14 protein-coding genes are annotated in these 13291 nt (G+C 68.7%); 4 read left to right on the top strand and 10 right to left on the bottom strand.

The window, feature by feature from the left end:
* Positions 1-69 precede the first annotated feature (69 nt).
* Positions 70-1014, bottom strand: a complete 945-nt coding sequence (msrP, locus tag C7443_RS11450; RefSeq protein ID WP_110018751.1) for a protein-methionine-sulfoxide reductase catalytic subunit MsrP — start codon at positions 1012-1014, stop codon at positions 70-72.
* Between the two features lie 219 nt (positions 1015-1233).
* Here msrP and C7443_RS11445 point away from each other — a divergent pair, with 219 nt between their 5' ends.
* A complete protein-coding gene (locus C7443_RS11445; protein ID WP_110018750.1) occupies positions 1234-1440 on the top strand; it encodes a PA3496 family putative envelope integrity protein in 207 nt (68 codons plus the stop codon).
* A 36-nt stretch (positions 1441-1476) separates the two neighbouring features.
* Here the strand turns inward: C7443_RS11445 and C7443_RS11440 are convergent, their stop codons facing one another.
* From C7443_RS11440 to C7443_RS11405, 8 genes are all read right to left on the bottom strand, one after another.
* Positions 1477-2307, bottom strand: a complete 831-nt coding sequence (locus C7443_RS11440) for a LysR family transcriptional regulator (protein ID WP_110018749.1) — start codon at positions 2305-2307, stop codon at positions 1477-1479.
* A 27-nt stretch (positions 2308-2334) separates the two neighbouring features.
* Positions 2335-3327: a dipeptide ABC transporter ATP-binding protein gene (locus C7443_RS11435; protein WP_110018748.1), complete on the bottom strand. Its 993-nt coding sequence runs from the start codon at positions 3325-3327 to the stop codon at positions 2335-2337.
* A complete protein-coding gene (dppD, locus tag C7443_RS11430) occupies positions 3324-4301 on the bottom strand; it encodes a dipeptide ABC transporter ATP-binding protein (RefSeq protein WP_110018747.1) in 978 nt (325 codons plus the stop codon). The genes C7443_RS11435 and dppD overlap by 4 nt, the downstream gene beginning before the upstream one ends.
* 10 nt (positions 4302-4311) lie before the next feature.
* Positions 4312-5196 (bottom strand): ABC transporter permease subunit, encoded by an 885-nt coding sequence (locus C7443_RS11425; protein WP_246004631.1) that lies wholly within the window; start codon positions 5194-5196, stop codon positions 4312-4314.
* A 4-nt stretch (positions 5197-5200) separates the two neighbouring features.
* Positions 5201-6211, bottom strand: a complete 1011-nt coding sequence (locus tag C7443_RS11420; RefSeq protein WP_110018745.1) for an ABC transporter permease subunit — start codon at positions 6209-6211, stop codon at positions 5201-5203.
* 16 nt (positions 6212-6227) lie between these two features.
* Positions 6228-7829 (bottom strand): ABC transporter substrate-binding protein, encoded by a 1602-nt coding sequence (locus C7443_RS11415; RefSeq protein WP_110018744.1) that lies wholly within the window; start codon positions 7827-7829, stop codon positions 6228-6230.
* Between the two features lie 74 nt (positions 7830-7903).
* Positions 7904-9055, bottom strand: coding sequence for an MFS transporter (locus tag C7443_RS11410; RefSeq protein ID WP_110018743.1), 1152 nt, complete (start codon positions 9053-9055; stop codon positions 7904-7906).
* A gap of 123 nt (positions 9056-9178) precedes the next feature.
* On the bottom strand, positions 9179-9823 hold the full coding sequence (locus C7443_RS11405) for a phosphatase PAP2 family protein (RefSeq protein ID WP_170123590.1): 645 nt from the start codon (positions 9821-9823) through the stop codon (positions 9179-9181).
* 54 nt (positions 9824-9877) lie between these two features.
* Here C7443_RS11405 and C7443_RS11400 point away from each other — a divergent pair, with 54 nt between their 5' ends.
* Positions 9878-10297 (top strand): hypothetical protein, encoded by a 420-nt coding sequence (locus tag C7443_RS11400; RefSeq protein ID WP_110018741.1) that lies wholly within the window; start codon positions 9878-9880, stop codon positions 10295-10297.
* A 205-nt stretch (positions 10298-10502) separates the two neighbouring features.
* Positions 10503-11441 carry a hypothetical protein gene (locus C7443_RS11395; protein WP_146213290.1) on the top strand — a complete coding sequence of 313 codons (939 nt, stop codon included), beginning with the start codon at positions 10503-10505 and terminating at the stop codon, positions 11439-11441.
* A gap of 7 nt (positions 11442-11448) precedes the next feature.
* Here the strand turns inward: C7443_RS11395 and C7443_RS11390 are convergent, their stop codons facing one another.
* On the bottom strand, positions 11449-12033 hold the full coding sequence (locus tag C7443_RS11390) for an NAD(P)H-dependent oxidoreductase (RefSeq protein ID WP_110018739.1): 585 nt from the start codon (positions 12031-12033) through the stop codon (positions 11449-11451).
* Between the two features lie 181 nt (positions 12034-12214).
* On the opposite strand from C7443_RS11390, the gene C7443_RS11385 reads away from it, so the two are divergent.
* Positions 12215-13264 (top strand): ABC transporter permease, encoded by a 1050-nt coding sequence (locus C7443_RS11385; protein ID WP_110018738.1) that lies wholly within the window; start codon positions 12215-12217, stop codon positions 13262-13264.
* The last annotated feature ends 27 nt before the right edge of the window (positions 13265-13291 follow it).

Genomic DNA, 13291 nt, shown 5'->3' with positions numbered 1-13291 from the left:
CGCCACATTACCCCATGCCGCGCCGCTGATCCTTAGTCGAGGCTGAACGCGCGGCGCCAGCACCGCCCGTCAGAAAAAGCGGCGCAGATCCATGCCGCTGTACAGGCTCGCCACCTGCTCGGCGTAGCCGTTGAACGGCAGCGTGTCGCGCTTGAGCCATTCGCCGATGCGCCGCTCGCGCCGCTGGCTCCAGCGCGGGTGATCGACCTCCGGATTGACGTTGGCGTAGAAGCCGTACTCGTCGGGCGCGGCCAGATTCCAGCTGGTCGGCGGCAGGGTCTCGCTGAAGCGGATGGCGACGATCGACTTCACGCTCTTGAAGCCGTACTTCCACGGCACCACCAGGCGCAGCGGTGCGCCGTTCTGGTTCGGCAGCACCTCGCCGTAAACGCCGACGGCGAGCAGTGTCAGCGGATGCAGCGCCTCGTCCATGCGCAGGCCCTCGCGGTACGGCCATTCCAGCACCGGGATACGCTGACCCGGCATCTGCTGCGGGTCGTGCAGCGTAACGAACTCGACGTACTTGGCGGCCGCGGTCGGCTGCAGGCGCTGCAGCACCTTGCCCAGCGGCACGCCGTTCCACGGGATCACCATCGACCAGGCTTCGACGCAGCGCAGGCGGTAGATGCGTTCCTCGACCGCCAGTCCCTTGATCAGCTCGTCGACGTCGTAGCGGCCGGGCTTTTCGCAGGCGCCCTCGACGCTGACCGTCCACGGCCGCGTGTGCAGGCTGCCGGCATAGCGCGCCGGGTCGCCCTTGCCGGTGCCGAACTCGTAGAAATTGTTGTAACCGGTCACCGATTCGTACGGCGTCAGCGGCTCGTCGACCTTGTAGGCGCTCGGCACCACCGCGGCGAGCTTCTCTGCGGACCAGGCCCGACGCGGCGCCACTGCCGGCAGCACGCTGAGCGCAGCACCGGCGGCCGCCAGCTTGAGAAAACGCCGGCGCTGTTCAAACAAGGACTTCGATGTGATCTCGGAGGGAACGACATCGGCAGGGCGGCGAATCAGCATGGCGGCATACTCGGCGACAGAGGAATCCCCTGGATATACGCAGCCTGCGCGCATCCGGATTCCATCGAAGTTTTTAATCGTTCGATCGAAATTTGTGATTTCAAACACCGGGTGAATATCCGTATAAACCGCGCACCCTGGAGTTCAGGACGGCACCTTCATCACAATCGAACCGCCCGGCTCCAGCGTTCCGCTACAGGCTCTCCCAGGAGTGTGAACATGCGCGAGAAATTCAATTCGGAAGAGGACATCGTCGACGACGAAGGCAGCAGCGAAGCGCCCGCCGAAGCCACGCCACCGGTGGCGAGCAGCGGCGGCACCTCGAAAGCCTGGCGCTCGATCGAACGCCATCGCGAACTGCGCGAACTGCGCCGTCACCTCGAAGACTTCACCTTCGACGACGATCCGAAGAATCTGCAGATCTGACCCCGCCCGGCGCGGTCCGCCCCTCCGGCCGCGCCTTCAGAATTCCCCGAGCATCTGTTCGAGCAGCACGATGCGCGCGTTGGCAAACGCATACACCGCATACACCTGCCGCTCCAGCACCGGCGCCCCGGCCACCTCGTACAGCCCGCCCTCGCCGCAGCCGCGCGCCGCCAGCGTCTCTTCGACGTAGGCCGCGCCGCCGCACTGGCGCAGGTGGTACAGCGCCTGGCGTCCGGTGGCGACCCGCAGCCGCGGCGTCGGCATCTCGGCGAAGTGCCGGCGCAGCTCGGCCTGCAGACTCACCCCCCAGTCGATCAGCACGAAGCCCTCGCCGAGCGCCTCCGGCGGCGTGCAGTCGGCCCGTGTCGACACCAGCCGCAGCCGGCAGCGCGCCACCTCGCGCAGCGTGCAGCCGTCCAGCGTCGGCGGCTCGCAGACGAAGGCCAGGTCGAGTGCCCCCTCACCGAGTCGGCGCAGCACCACCTCGGCACTCTGCGCCTCAGCGTTCAGCGCCAGCTGGCCGTAATACAGGCTCAGCCGCGCCAGCCAGTCGCCGAGCGGCCGCTCCCACAGCCCGGCCGGCGCCCCGCAGCCGATGCTGACGGCGTCCTCGCCGCGCTGCACGTCCTCGCAGGCGCGCGTCCACGCCACCAGCAGCTGCGCGGCGTGGCGGGCAAAGCGCTCGCCAGCCGCGGTCAGGCGCACTTCGCGGCGGTTGCGTTCGAGCAGCGCCGCGCCGACCGCTTCTTCGAGCTGGCGGATGCGGGCGCTGACCGCGGACTGCGTCAGGTAGAGATTGCCGGCCGCACGGCCGAAATGACGGGTACGCGCCACCTCCAGAAAGGTGCGCAGCAGTTGCGAATCCATTGTGGCGAATCCATGGGAAAGGGCGGCTCAGCCGATGCGCTCGACATGATGGCAGGCGACGAGCCGCTCGCCGAGCGGCCGCAGCGCCGGGCGCTGCTGTGCGCACTCGCCGGTGGCGTGCGGACAGCGGGTATGAAAGGCGCAGCCGGCCGGCGGATCGAGCGGCGACGGCAGCTCGCCGTGCAGCGCCTCGCCGCGCTGGCGGCCGGCGGCGAGCCGCGGCGCGGCGGCCAGCAGCGCCCGGCTGTACGGGTGCAGCGGCCGCGCGAACACCTCGGCTGCCGTGCCCTGCTCCACCGGCCGGCCGAGGTACATCACCAGCACCTCATCGGCGATGTGGTGCACCACCGCGAGATCGTGGGAGATGAACACGTAGGCCACGCCCATCTCGTCCTGCAGCTCGCGCAGCAGATTGAGCACCTGTGCCTGGATCGAGACGTCGAGCGCCGACACCGGCTCGTCGGCGACCACCACCGCCGGGCGCAGCATCAGCGCCCGCGCGATCGCCACGCGCTGGCGCTGGCCGCCGCTGAACATGTGCGGATAGCGGCCGTAGTGCTCCGGGCGCAGGCCGACGCGCTCCATCAGTGCCCGCACACGCGCCTCGCGCTCGCCGGCCCCGAGGCGGGTGTTGATGACCAGCGGCTCGGCGAGGATGCGGCCGATGGTCTGGCGCGGGTTGAGCGAGCCGTAGGGGTTCTGGAACACCATCTGCACTTTGCGCCGCGCCAGCCGGCGCTCCTCGCGCGAGGCCTGCGCGCAGTCCTCGCCGAGCAGGCGCAGCTCGCCGGCGCTCGGCGTCTCGATCAGCGTCAGCTGCCGCGCCAGCGTCGATTTGCCACAGCCGGATTCACCGACCACAGCCAGCGTGCGCCCGGCCGGCAGCGCGAAGGACACGCCGTCGAGCGCACGCACCGTCTGCGCCGGGCGCCACAGGCCGCGGCGCACACTGTAGTAACGGCGCAGCTCGATGGCTTCGAGCACCGGTGCCGGCGCGTCGGCCGCCAGGATCGCACTCATGACTGCGGCCTCCCGGCGGCATCCAGCGGTGTGTGGCAGCGCACCCGGCGCTGATCGAGTGTGCGCAGCGCCGGCGCCGCCTGCCGGCAGTGTTCGCTGGCGTGCGGGCAGCGCGGGTTGAGCAGGCAGCCCTGCGGCCGGTCGTACTGCCCGGGCACGACGCCGGGCAGCGCATACAGCTCGCGGCCCTGGCTGCGCTCGGGCAGCGAGGCCAGCAAGGCCGCGGTGTACGGGTGCAGCGGCGCGGCGAACACCTCGGCGACCGCGCCTTCCTCGACGATCTGCCCGGCGTACATGACGACGATGCGCTGACAGGTTTCGGCGACCACGGCGAGGTCGTGGGTGATCAGGATCAGCCCCATGCGGTTGCGTGCCTGCAGCTCGGCGAGCAGATCGAGGATCTGCGCCTGGATGGTCACATCCAGCGCGGTGGTCGGCTCGTCGGCGATCAGCAGCGCCGGGTTGCAGGCGATCGCCATGGCGATCACCACGCGCTGGCTCATGCCGCCGGAGAGCTGGTGCGGATAGGCGGAAAAGCGCGCCGTCGGATCGGGGATGCCGACCTGCTCCAGCAGCTCCAGCGTGCGCCGGCGCCGCTCGCGGCGGCTGCCGCCCTGGTGCGCAGCGAGCGTCTCCATGATCTGGTAGCCGACCGTGTAACAGGGGTCGAGGCTGCCCATCGGGTCCTGGAACACCATCGCGATGTCCTTGCCGATCAGCCGCCGGCGCGCTCGCTCGGGCAGCGCCAGCACGTCCTCGCCGGCGAACTCCAGGCGCGCGGCGCGCACCCGGCCGGGGAAGTCGATCAGTCCCATCAGCGCCAGCGAGGTCACCGATTTGCCGGAGCCGGACTCACCGACCACGCCGAGCACCTCGCCGCGCTCCAGATGCAGCGAGACATTGTCGACGGCGCGAAACGGCCGCTCGTCGGTGCCGAATTCGACGCTCAAGTCTTCGATGTCGAGCAGAGCCATGCGCGCGCCCTCAGCGCTTCAGGCGCGGGTCGAGCGCATCGCGCAGCCCGTCGCCCATCAGGTTGAAGGCGAGCACGGTGATCAGGATCGCCAGCCCGGGAAAGGTCACCACCCACCACGCGCGCTGGATGAACTGGCGGGCATCGGCCAGCATCGTGCCCCATTCCGGCGTCGGCGGCTGGGCACCGAGGCCGAGGAAGCCGAGCGCCGCGGCATCGAGGATCGCCGAGGAAAACCCCAGCGTCGCCTGCACGATCAGCGGCGCCAGGCAGTTTGGCAGCACGTTGACGAACATCTGCCGCCACAGCCCGGCACCGGCGACCTCGCTGGCGACGACGTAGTCCTTGGCCAGCTCGCCGATCACCGAAGCCCGCGTCAGGCGCACGTAGTGCGGCAGCACGACGACAGAGATCGCCACCATCGCGTTGACCAGGCTCGGGCCGAGGATGGCGACGATGGCGATCGCCAGCAGCAGGCTCGGCAGCGCCAGCATGACGTCCATCAGGCGCATGATCAGGCCGTCGACCACGCCCTGGAAAAAGCCGGCGATCAGGCCCAGCGTGATGCCGATGGCGAGCGACAGCGTCACCACGATGGCGCCGACGGCGAGCGACAGGCGCGCGCCGTACATCAGCCGCGCCAGGATGTCGCGGCCGACGTCGTCGGTACCGAGCAGAAAACGCGGGTCGCCGCCGGCCCAGCTCGGCGGCAGCAGCAGCGCATCGCGGAACTGTTCGTTCGGCGCGTGCGGCGCCAGCCACGGTGCCAGCAGGGCCAGCAGCACCAGCACCACGATCACCAGCAGGCCGAGCAGCGCGCCGGGATTGGAGCAGAAGTGGCGCCAGTTCTCGCGCCACGGGCTCGGCGGCGCCAGGGCTTCATCGGCTGCGCTCATCGCCTCACCTCGCATGACGGATGCGCGGGTTGATGAGCCCGTAGAGCACATCGACCAGCAGGTTGACCAGCATGACGATCGCCGCCACCAGCAGGATGCCGCCCTGCACCGCCGGATAGTCGCGGCGCGAGATCGAGTCGATCAGCCACTTGCCGACGCCGGGCCAGGCGAAGATGGTCTCGGTGAGGATCGCGCCGGCGAGCAGCGTGCCGGTCTGCAGACCGATGACGGTGACCACCGGGATCAGCGCGTTGCGCAGCGCGTGGACGAAGATCACCCGCTGCGGGGACAGCCCCTTGGCGCGGGCGACGCGGATGTAGTCCTCGCGGATCACCTCCATCATCGACGAGCGCGTCATCCGCGCGATCACCGCCAGCGGGATGGTGCCAAGCACGATCGCCGGCAGCACCAGGTGATGCAGCGCCGACCAGAAGGCATCCCAGTCGCCGGCAAGCAGCGTGTCGATGAGCATGAAGCCGGTGACCGGCTCGACCCAGAACATCACCGAGATGCGCCCGGACACCGGCGTCCAGCCGAGCTGCACCGAGAACAGCAGGATCAGCAGCAGCGCCCACCAGAAGATCGGCATCGAATAGCCGGTCAGCGACAGCCCCATCACCGAATGATCGAGCAGCGTACCGCGGCGCACCGCCGCGAGCATGCCGGCCGGCAGGCCGACCAGCACGGCGAAGCCCATCGCGCACAGCGACAGTTCGATGGTGGCCGGGAACAGCGTCATGAACTCGCCGAGCACCGGCTGGTGGGTGTTGATCGACAGCCCGAGATCGCCGTGCAGCACCTTGTCGATGTAGTCGATGTACTGCTGCCACAGCGGCAGATCGAAGCCCATCTCGTGCATCAGCCGGGCGTGGCGCAGCGGGTCCATGCCGCGCTCGCCGGCCAGCATCTCCAGCGGATCGCCGGGGATCAGGTGCACCAGCGCGAAGGCGATCGCGGTCACGCCGATGAAGGTCGGCAGCAGCACGCCGAGGCGGCGCAACAGGAACAGCAGCATCGATCCGCTCCCAGCCTTACTTCTTCAGATCGACGCCGTAGAACAGGTTCAGCCCGAACGGATGGATGCGGAAGTCTTCGACTTCCTTGCGCACTGGCTGGTAGACCACCGAGTGGGCGATGGTGATCCACGGCGCCTGCTCCTTGAACACCACCTGCGCCTGCTCGTAGAGCCGGGTGCGCTCGGCGAGGTCGCTGACGCTGCGCGCCTTGGTGATCAGTTCCTCATACGGCGCGTAGCACCACTTCGAGTAGTTGCTGCCGTTCTTCGCCGCGTCGCAGGACAGCAGCGTGGCAAGGAAGTTGTCCGGGTCACCGTTGTCGCCGGTCCAGCCCATCAGCGCGGTCTGGTGATCGCCGGCCTTCAGCCGCTTGAGGTACTCGCCCCATTCGTAGCTGACGATCTTCGCCTTGACGCCGACCTTGGCCCAGTCGGCCTGGATCATCTCGGCCATGCGCCGGGCGTTAGGGTTATACGGCCGCTGCACCGGCATCGCCCACAGATCGGTGTCGAAGCCGTTCGGGTAACCAGCCTCGGCCAGCAGCTTCTTCGCCTGCTCGGGATCGTAGGGGTAGTCCTTGACCGCGTCGTTGTACGACCAGATGGTCGGCGGGATCGGGTTCTTGGCGACGGTGCCGGCGCCCTGGTAGATCGCCTCGATGATCGCCGCCTTGTTGACGGCGAGGTTCAGCGCCTGGCGCACGCGCACGTCATCGAAAGGTTTCTTCTCGACGTTGAACGACAGGTAGCCGATGTTCAGCCCCGGCTGATGCAGCAGGTTGATCTTCGGGTCCTTGGCCATCTTGTCGAGATCGGCCGGGTTCGGATAGGCCATCACCTGGCATTCACCGGCATCGAGCTTGGCGTAGCGCACCGAGGCATCCGGGGTGATCGCAAACACCAGGTTGTCGATCTTGGCCCTGCCGCGCCAGTAGTCGGGATTGGCCTTGTAGCGGATCACCGCGTCCTTCTGGTAGTTGACCAGCTGGAACGGCCCGGTGCCGACCGGCTTGAAGTCGATGACCTCCGGCGTGCCGGCCTTCATCATCTTGTCGGCGTACTCGGCGGACATGATCGAGGCGAAGTCCATCGCGATATCGGCGAGGAACGGCGCTTCCGCGCGCTTGAGCGTAAAGCGCACCGTGTAATCGTCGAGCTTCTCGACCTTGTCGATGACCTCGGGCATGCCCATGCCTTCGAAGTACTCGTAGCTGCCGCCGGACACCTTGTGGAACGGGTGATTCGGATCGAGCTGGCGCAGGAAGGAGAACAGCACGTCGTCGGCGTTGAAATCGCGCGTCGGCTTGAACTCGGCGGTGGTGTGGAACTTCACGCCCTTGCGCAGATGAAAGGTGTAGGTCAGCCCGTCGGTCGAAATATCCCAGGACTCGGCCAGCCCGGGGATGATCGTCGTCGCCCCGCGCTCGAATTCGACCAGGCGGTTATAGATCGGCTGCGAGGCGGCATCGAAGGTCGTGCCGGCCGTGTAGAACTGCGCGTTGAAACCTTCCGGGCTGCCTTCGGAGCAGTACACCAGCGTCTTTGCCGCCTGTGCGGCCGGTGCGACGAACAGGGGAAGGGCTAGTGCAACGGCAAGCGACAGCGGACGAAGCGTCATCGGGACGACTCCTGCAGCAACAAGACAATGGCGACAAGGTAGCCCGAAAATCCGCCGGCGCAGGATGCCTCCGGTCAATCGGTGTCCACTTCGATAAACAGATCTTCATGCAGTCGGGTCGCCGCCAGCAGCGCCGCCAGCGCCAGCCCGGCGGCAAGCAGGAAGGTCAGTGACCCGCCGAGCGCTTGCCACAGCCAGCCAGCGAACCAGGCGCCAAAAGCGCCACCGGCACCGGTGCCGAAACTCGAATACAGCGCCTGCCCCTGGCCGGCATGCGTCGGGCCGAAGTAGCGCTGCACCAGCTGCAGCGTGCTGACGTGCACCAGCCCGAAACTCGCCGCATGCAGCACCTGCACCGCGACCAGCAGCGGCAGCGGCGTCAGCCCGCTGCCGAGCAGCAGCCAGCGCAGCACCGTCAGCGCCAGCGCATAGCGCAGCAGCCGGGCGATGCCGACATGCGGCAGCAGTCGCGGCAGCAGCGCGAACAGCGTGATCTCGGCGAGCACGCCGAGCGACCACAGCGCGCCGGCGGCGGTTTCGCTGTAACCGTGCTCGCGCAGGTACAGCGTGAGGAAGGTGTAATACGGCCCGTGGCTGGCCTGCAGCAGAAAGCCGGTCGCCACCAGCGCCCACACCGCCGGATGGCGCAGGCGAGCCCCGAGGCCGCCGCGCGTGCTGGCCGCCGCTGTGCGCGGCGACTCCGGCACGCGCAGGCTGACGGCGAGGATCAGGCCGAGCAGCGCGAACATCGCCCACGGCACGACAGCCGAGCCCCAGTGCCCGAACAGCGGCCCGCCGCCGAGCGCAGTGAGAATGAAGCCGATCGAACCCCACAGCCGCACCCGGCTGTAGCGGTGCGCATCGCGGCCGAGGTGGCCGAGCGTCACCGCTTCGAACTGCGGCAGTGCCGCCGTCCAGAAAAAGCAGAACAGCGCCATCACCAGCGCCAGCCGCACGAAATCGCCGCCGGCCCAGAACACGCCCGGAAAGCAGGCCAGCGTAGCGATGCCGGCGCCGCGCACGATCAGCATGCGCCGGCCCGAACGGTCGGCCAGCCAGCCCCACAGGTTCGGTGCCGCCAGCCGCGACAGCGAATAGAACGCGAGCAGCGTGCCGATATCGCTGGCGCTGAAACCCCGATCCTGCAGGTAGACCGGCCAGTACGGCAGGAACACGCCGACGGCGGCGAAATAGGCGAAGTAATACGAGGCGAGGCGCAGACTCATCGATGATCCGCCGGCAGCGGCGCCGCGAGACGGCGCAAAACGCGTGATTCTATCGCCGCCTGGCGCCGTGATCGTTAACTGGCGTTCACACCGATGGCGACCGTCCGCCGCCGCAGCGAGGACTCAGCGCCCCGCCGGCAGTGCCGCCCGCGCCAGCGCCGCGGCGATACCGGCCCACAGCAGGCCGAAACCGAGGCCGCCGAGCACGTCGCTCGGATAGTGCACGCGCAGGTAGACGCGGGAGACGCCGACCAGCGCCACCATCACCGCGGCCAGCCCCCACAGCGCGCGGGCCGCAGCGTGCGGGCAATCGCGCGCGAACAGGCTGGCGCAGCTCAGATACAGCGCGGCCGCCATCAAGGTATGGCCGCTGGGAAAGGCGCTGCTGGCGTAGTCGGCGAGCGCCGGCAGCGCCGACGGCCGCGGCCGCGCGTACAGCGGCTTGAGCAGCTCGACGCACAGCCCGCTGCCAGCGCTCGCCAGCGCCAGCTGCAGGGCGCTGCGCCAGCGCCGTGCGCTCCCCAGCGCCACCACCAGCGCCACGCTGAACAGCGTCACCAGAGTCGACGAACCCAGCGCCGTCAGGTCGAGCATGCGCGCCCGCCACGGCGCGTGCGCCGCCAGCAGCCCGCTGAACAGCGCGTCGAACCACGCCGCCGCCCCGCTCCACAAGGCCAGCGCCCCGGCGATCGCCCAGAGGCCAAACGCCGCCGCAAGCCAGCCGGCGCAGCGCAGCGCCTGGCGCGGCGGTTCCACAGATTCACTCATCGTCGCAGTCATCTCCCCGGCGGAACTCCGGCGCCTTCGCCGGCTCGCACCGGCATGAACGCGCTACCTGTTTCGCTGATCGTCAACCGCGGCTCCGGTTCCCGCCGCCCGCCGGCGCTGATCGAGGCCATCGTCGCTGAACTCGCGGCCGACGGTCGCGCACGCCAGGCGTTCACACAACGGGTCGACGACGGCGGCGCCGAAGTGTTTGTTGCCGGGCACTTTCATGCCAGCGCCCTTCAGCTGCCGGTTTCGCCGCACGGCCACCATGCGCTGCGGGTGCACGCCGGGACGGCGACATCGATGCGTTGGCGCCACGGGGAAGGCAACGGCTTCAACCTGCTCGCCTTCGACGGTGAATGCCTGCACGTCGACGGCCACCTGCGCGGCGCCGACGGTTTTCAGCCGCAGTGGCGGCGTAGCTGCGTGCGCAGTGCGCACGGCTGGCGGGTGGTCGCGCCCGAGCGGCCTTGAGCGCGGGCGTATCGCCGGACTGCCACGGGCCGTGCACGATGCTTGCGCCCGGACTGCTGCATTGCGACAGTGCATGCCGTCCGCCGGCGTCGTACAACGGCTGCGACCGTGTCCCCCCGCACGCGCCGCAGTGGCGCCGGCTGACCCTGACCTGCCTGCGATGCTGCGCCACCCACAGCATCCACACCCAAGAGGGGACGTCTCCATGACCGCACAGTCTGCAGATACAGCTATCGACCCGGCCCTGCTCGGACGCGCGATGCAGGGCATCCGCTTCGGCCTCGACGCGCTCAACGGCATGGAGCCGCTGGTGCCCTTCGCCATCATGTGGCTGGGCAGCGGCGAACGCGTCATCGATCACAGCGTACACGCCACCTACGAGGACTCGATCGAGCACACGCTGCGCCTGGTCAACGCCGCGGCACGCCGCGGTGCCGACGATCCGGGCCTGGCCCTCGCCGGCTATGCCGTCGCCTGGGAAGGCTACGTCAGCGCGGCCGGCGAACGCATGGAAGCGATCATCATCGAGGCCGCACTGGCCGACAGCCCTTACGCTGTGCATCTGGCGCAGCCGTACACCTTCGGCGAGAAGGCCGAGCCCAACGGCGAGCCGATGCTGCTCGGCAGCGCGAGCAACCTGCTCAACACGCAGGAGAGCGGGCCGCTGCTGGAAGGCCATCTGATCAGCCCGGCCTTCCTGACCACCGACGCCACCGCCACGCATCCGTTCGCGCAGATGGCCATCGCCGCGATCTGCGTCACGGCAAACATGTTCGAAGACGAGGAAGCCGAACGCATCACCCTCGGCATCCGTGAGCTGCAGCGACTGGAGCAGGAATCGGCCTCGCAGATGGGCCGCCATACCTTCGGCGTACTGGTGGCGCAGGTCGCGTCCGGTGACCTGATGGCGGTACTGCCCTGCGACACCCGCGCCGAACTCATGCAGCTGATCGTCAAGGGTGCCGCCGAACTGCAGGATGCCGTGCAGCACGGCAAGCTGCTGGCGACGGACGCTGCCGGCTACCTGGCCGAGGTGCGGGGCATCATCGAGGCCGTCCTGCACGGCGCCGAGATCCCCGACAGCGGTGCCAAGCTGCTGGCCGTCTTCGACCGGCTGGCGGTGAACACCGCCACCGCGGCGTAACGGCCGCTCATCGCGCGGCCCGACCGAGCTGCCGCAGGCGTTCCAGCCAGCGGCCCCGATCGGCCGCGCTGATGGCTTCGACCGAACCGATCAGCGTGCTGCGCACCGGGGCAATACCGACGAACGCAAACACGTTGCGGCGCAGACTGCGCAGACTGAGTGCCCCGAAGAACCAGCGAAACAGCCAGGCCGGCATGCCCATCGTCACCACGATGCGCGCACTGCGCCCGCGCAGCAGCTTTTTGCCCGGCTGGCCCGGCTGCGGCGGCGTGAAGGCGAAACCGGGGCGCAGCAGCTGCTCCAGCAGGCCCTTGGTCAGCGCCGGCATGTCCCCGAACCACAGCGGATACACCAGCAGCAGATGATCGGCCGCCCCCAGCGCCGCCTGCAGCGGCGCCAAGGCCGGCGGAATCTCGGCACCCCACTCGGCGCCGTTGTGCAACATCGGGAATTCCAACCGGGCGAGCTCGAAATAATCGACATGGTGCCCGGCCGAGCGCGCACCGTCGGCATAGGCCTGGGCCAGCGCCGCGCCGTAGTGCAGACCGTTGGGATCGGGATGACCGACGAGGATGACGATGCGTTGGGCCATGGCTGTGAACCTCCGAGAGCTGTGCCCGCAGTTTCCGCACTGCAGCACGCGACGACCATGCGCCAGCGCAAAAACATCGGCACGCCGGCGGCCGGCAAACGCACCGGCAGCGGTGCAGGCGTCGACCGCTGACATCGGGCGGGGCTAGCATCGCCCGCTGCACCCGTATCCGGAGCCCTGCATGTCCGTCCCCGACACCCGCCGCGACGCCGCGCCCACCCGCGCCGGCGGCGCGCTGACCCGCATCCTCGCCGCCTTCCTCGCGCGCAACATCGAATTCATGCGCGACCGCACCGCGCTCGGCTGGAATTTCGTCATGCCGGTGCTGATCGTGCTCGGCTTTGCTTTCGGCTACTCCGGTGAGCCGGCACCGCAGTACAAGATCGGTGTGCTCAACCAGCAGGCCGCGCATCCGGCGATCCTCGACCTGCAGCATGTGCAGTTCGTGCCCTACCGCGACGAGGCCGCGGCAGTGACCAAGGTCGAGCGTCACCAGCTCGACCTGCTGATCGACGCCGGCGCCAGCCGCTACTGGGTCAACGAGGAATCTCCGAAGGGCTATCTCGCCGAAAAGCTCCTGCTCGCCAGCGACGGCGGCCAGGCCTTCAAGCGCGAGACGGTGCGTGGACGGGTAATCCGCTACGTCGACTGGCTGATCCCCGGCGTGCTGTCGATGAACATGATGTGGAGCGCGCTCTACGGCGTCGGCTACGTCATCGTCCGCTATCGCAAGAACGGCGTGCTCAAGCGCCTGAAAGCCACCCCGCTGTCGGCGGTGGAGTTTCTCAGTGCGCAGATCGCTTCACGCCTGTGGCTGGTGCTGGCGACCAGCACGCTGGTGTTCACCGGCACCAATCTGGTGGTCGGCTACGCGATGTACGGCAGCTACCTCAACCTGCTGCTGGTCTTCGCGCTCGGTGCGATGAGCCTGATCAGCATCGGCCTGCTGATCGCCTCGCGCCTGCGCACCGAGGAAATGGCCGACGGCCTGCTCAACCTGATCTCCTGGCCGATGATGTTTTTGTCGGGGATCTGGTTTTCGCTCGACGGCATGCATCCGTGGGTGCAGCAGCTGGCGCAGATCTTCCCGCTGACGCATGTGACCACGGCAGCGCGCGCGATCATGATCGACGGTGCCGGTCTGGCGCAGATCGCGCCGCAGCTCGGCGTGCTGGCGCTGTTCACCGTGATCTGCCTGGGGATCGGCGCGGCACTGTTCCGCTGGGAGTGAGCACACGGCGGCACCATTTTTGCTGCA

It is taken from the genome of Plasticicumulans acidivorans (genome assembly GCF_003182095.1).
Taxonomy (GTDB): Bacteria; Pseudomonadota; Gammaproteobacteria; order Competibacterales; family Competibacteraceae; genus Plasticicumulans; species Plasticicumulans acidivorans.
Note: the sequence above shows the minus strand (reverse complement) of the source record. Positions and strands in the feature narration are given on the sequence as shown.

What these genes read in the sequence shown, in the direction of transcription:
- msrP (WP_110018751.1), bottom strand. Translation starts at nt 1,014, where the DNA reads ATGCTGATTCGCCGCCCTGCCGATGTCGTTCCCTCCGAGATCACATCG.
- C7443_RS11445 (WP_110018750.1), top strand. Translation starts at nt 1,234, where the DNA reads ATGCGCGAGAAATTCAATTCGGAAGAGGACATCGTCGACGACGAAGGC.
- C7443_RS11440 (WP_110018749.1), bottom strand. Translation starts at nt 2,307, where the DNA reads ATGGATTCGCAACTGCTGCGCACCTTTCTGGAGGTGGCGCGTACCCGT.
- C7443_RS11435 (WP_110018748.1), bottom strand. Translation starts at nt 3,327, where the DNA reads ATGAGTGCGATCCTGGCGGCCGACGCGCCGGCACCGGTGCTCGAAGCC.
- dppD (WP_110018747.1), bottom strand. Translation starts at nt 4,301, where the DNA reads ATGGCTCTGCTCGACATCGAAGACTTGAGCGTCGAATTCGGCACCGAC.
- C7443_RS11425 (WP_246004631.1), bottom strand. Translation starts at nt 5,196, where the DNA reads ATGAGCGCAGCCGATGAAGCCCTGGCGCCGCCGAGCCCGTGGCGCGAG.
- C7443_RS11420 (WP_110018745.1), bottom strand. Translation starts at nt 6,211, where the DNA reads ATGCTGCTGTTCCTGTTGCGCCGCCTCGGCGTGCTGCTGCCGACCTTC.
- C7443_RS11415 (WP_110018744.1), bottom strand. Translation starts at nt 7,829, where the DNA reads ATGACGCTTCGTCCGCTGTCGCTTGCCGTTGCACTAGCCCTTCCCCTG.
- C7443_RS11410 (WP_110018743.1), bottom strand. Translation starts at nt 9,055, where the DNA reads ATGAGTCTGCGCCTCGCCTCGTATTACTTCGCCTATTTCGCCGCCGTC.
- C7443_RS11405 (WP_170123590.1), bottom strand. Translation starts at nt 9,823, where the DNA reads ATGAGTGAATCTGTGGAACCGCCGCGCCAGGCGCTGCGCTGCGCCGGC.
- C7443_RS11400 (WP_110018741.1), top strand. Translation starts at nt 9,878, where the DNA reads ATGAACGCGCTACCTGTTTCGCTGATCGTCAACCGCGGCTCCGGTTCC.
- C7443_RS11395 (WP_146213290.1), top strand. Translation starts at nt 10,503, where the DNA reads ATGACCGCACAGTCTGCAGATACAGCTATCGACCCGGCCCTGCTCGGA.
- C7443_RS11390 (WP_110018739.1), bottom strand. Translation starts at nt 12,033, where the DNA reads ATGGCCCAACGCATCGTCATCCTCGTCGGTCATCCCGATCCCAACGGT.
- C7443_RS11385 (WP_110018738.1), top strand. Translation starts at nt 12,215, where the DNA reads ATGTCCGTCCCCGACACCCGCCGCGACGCCGCGCCCACCCGCGCCGGC.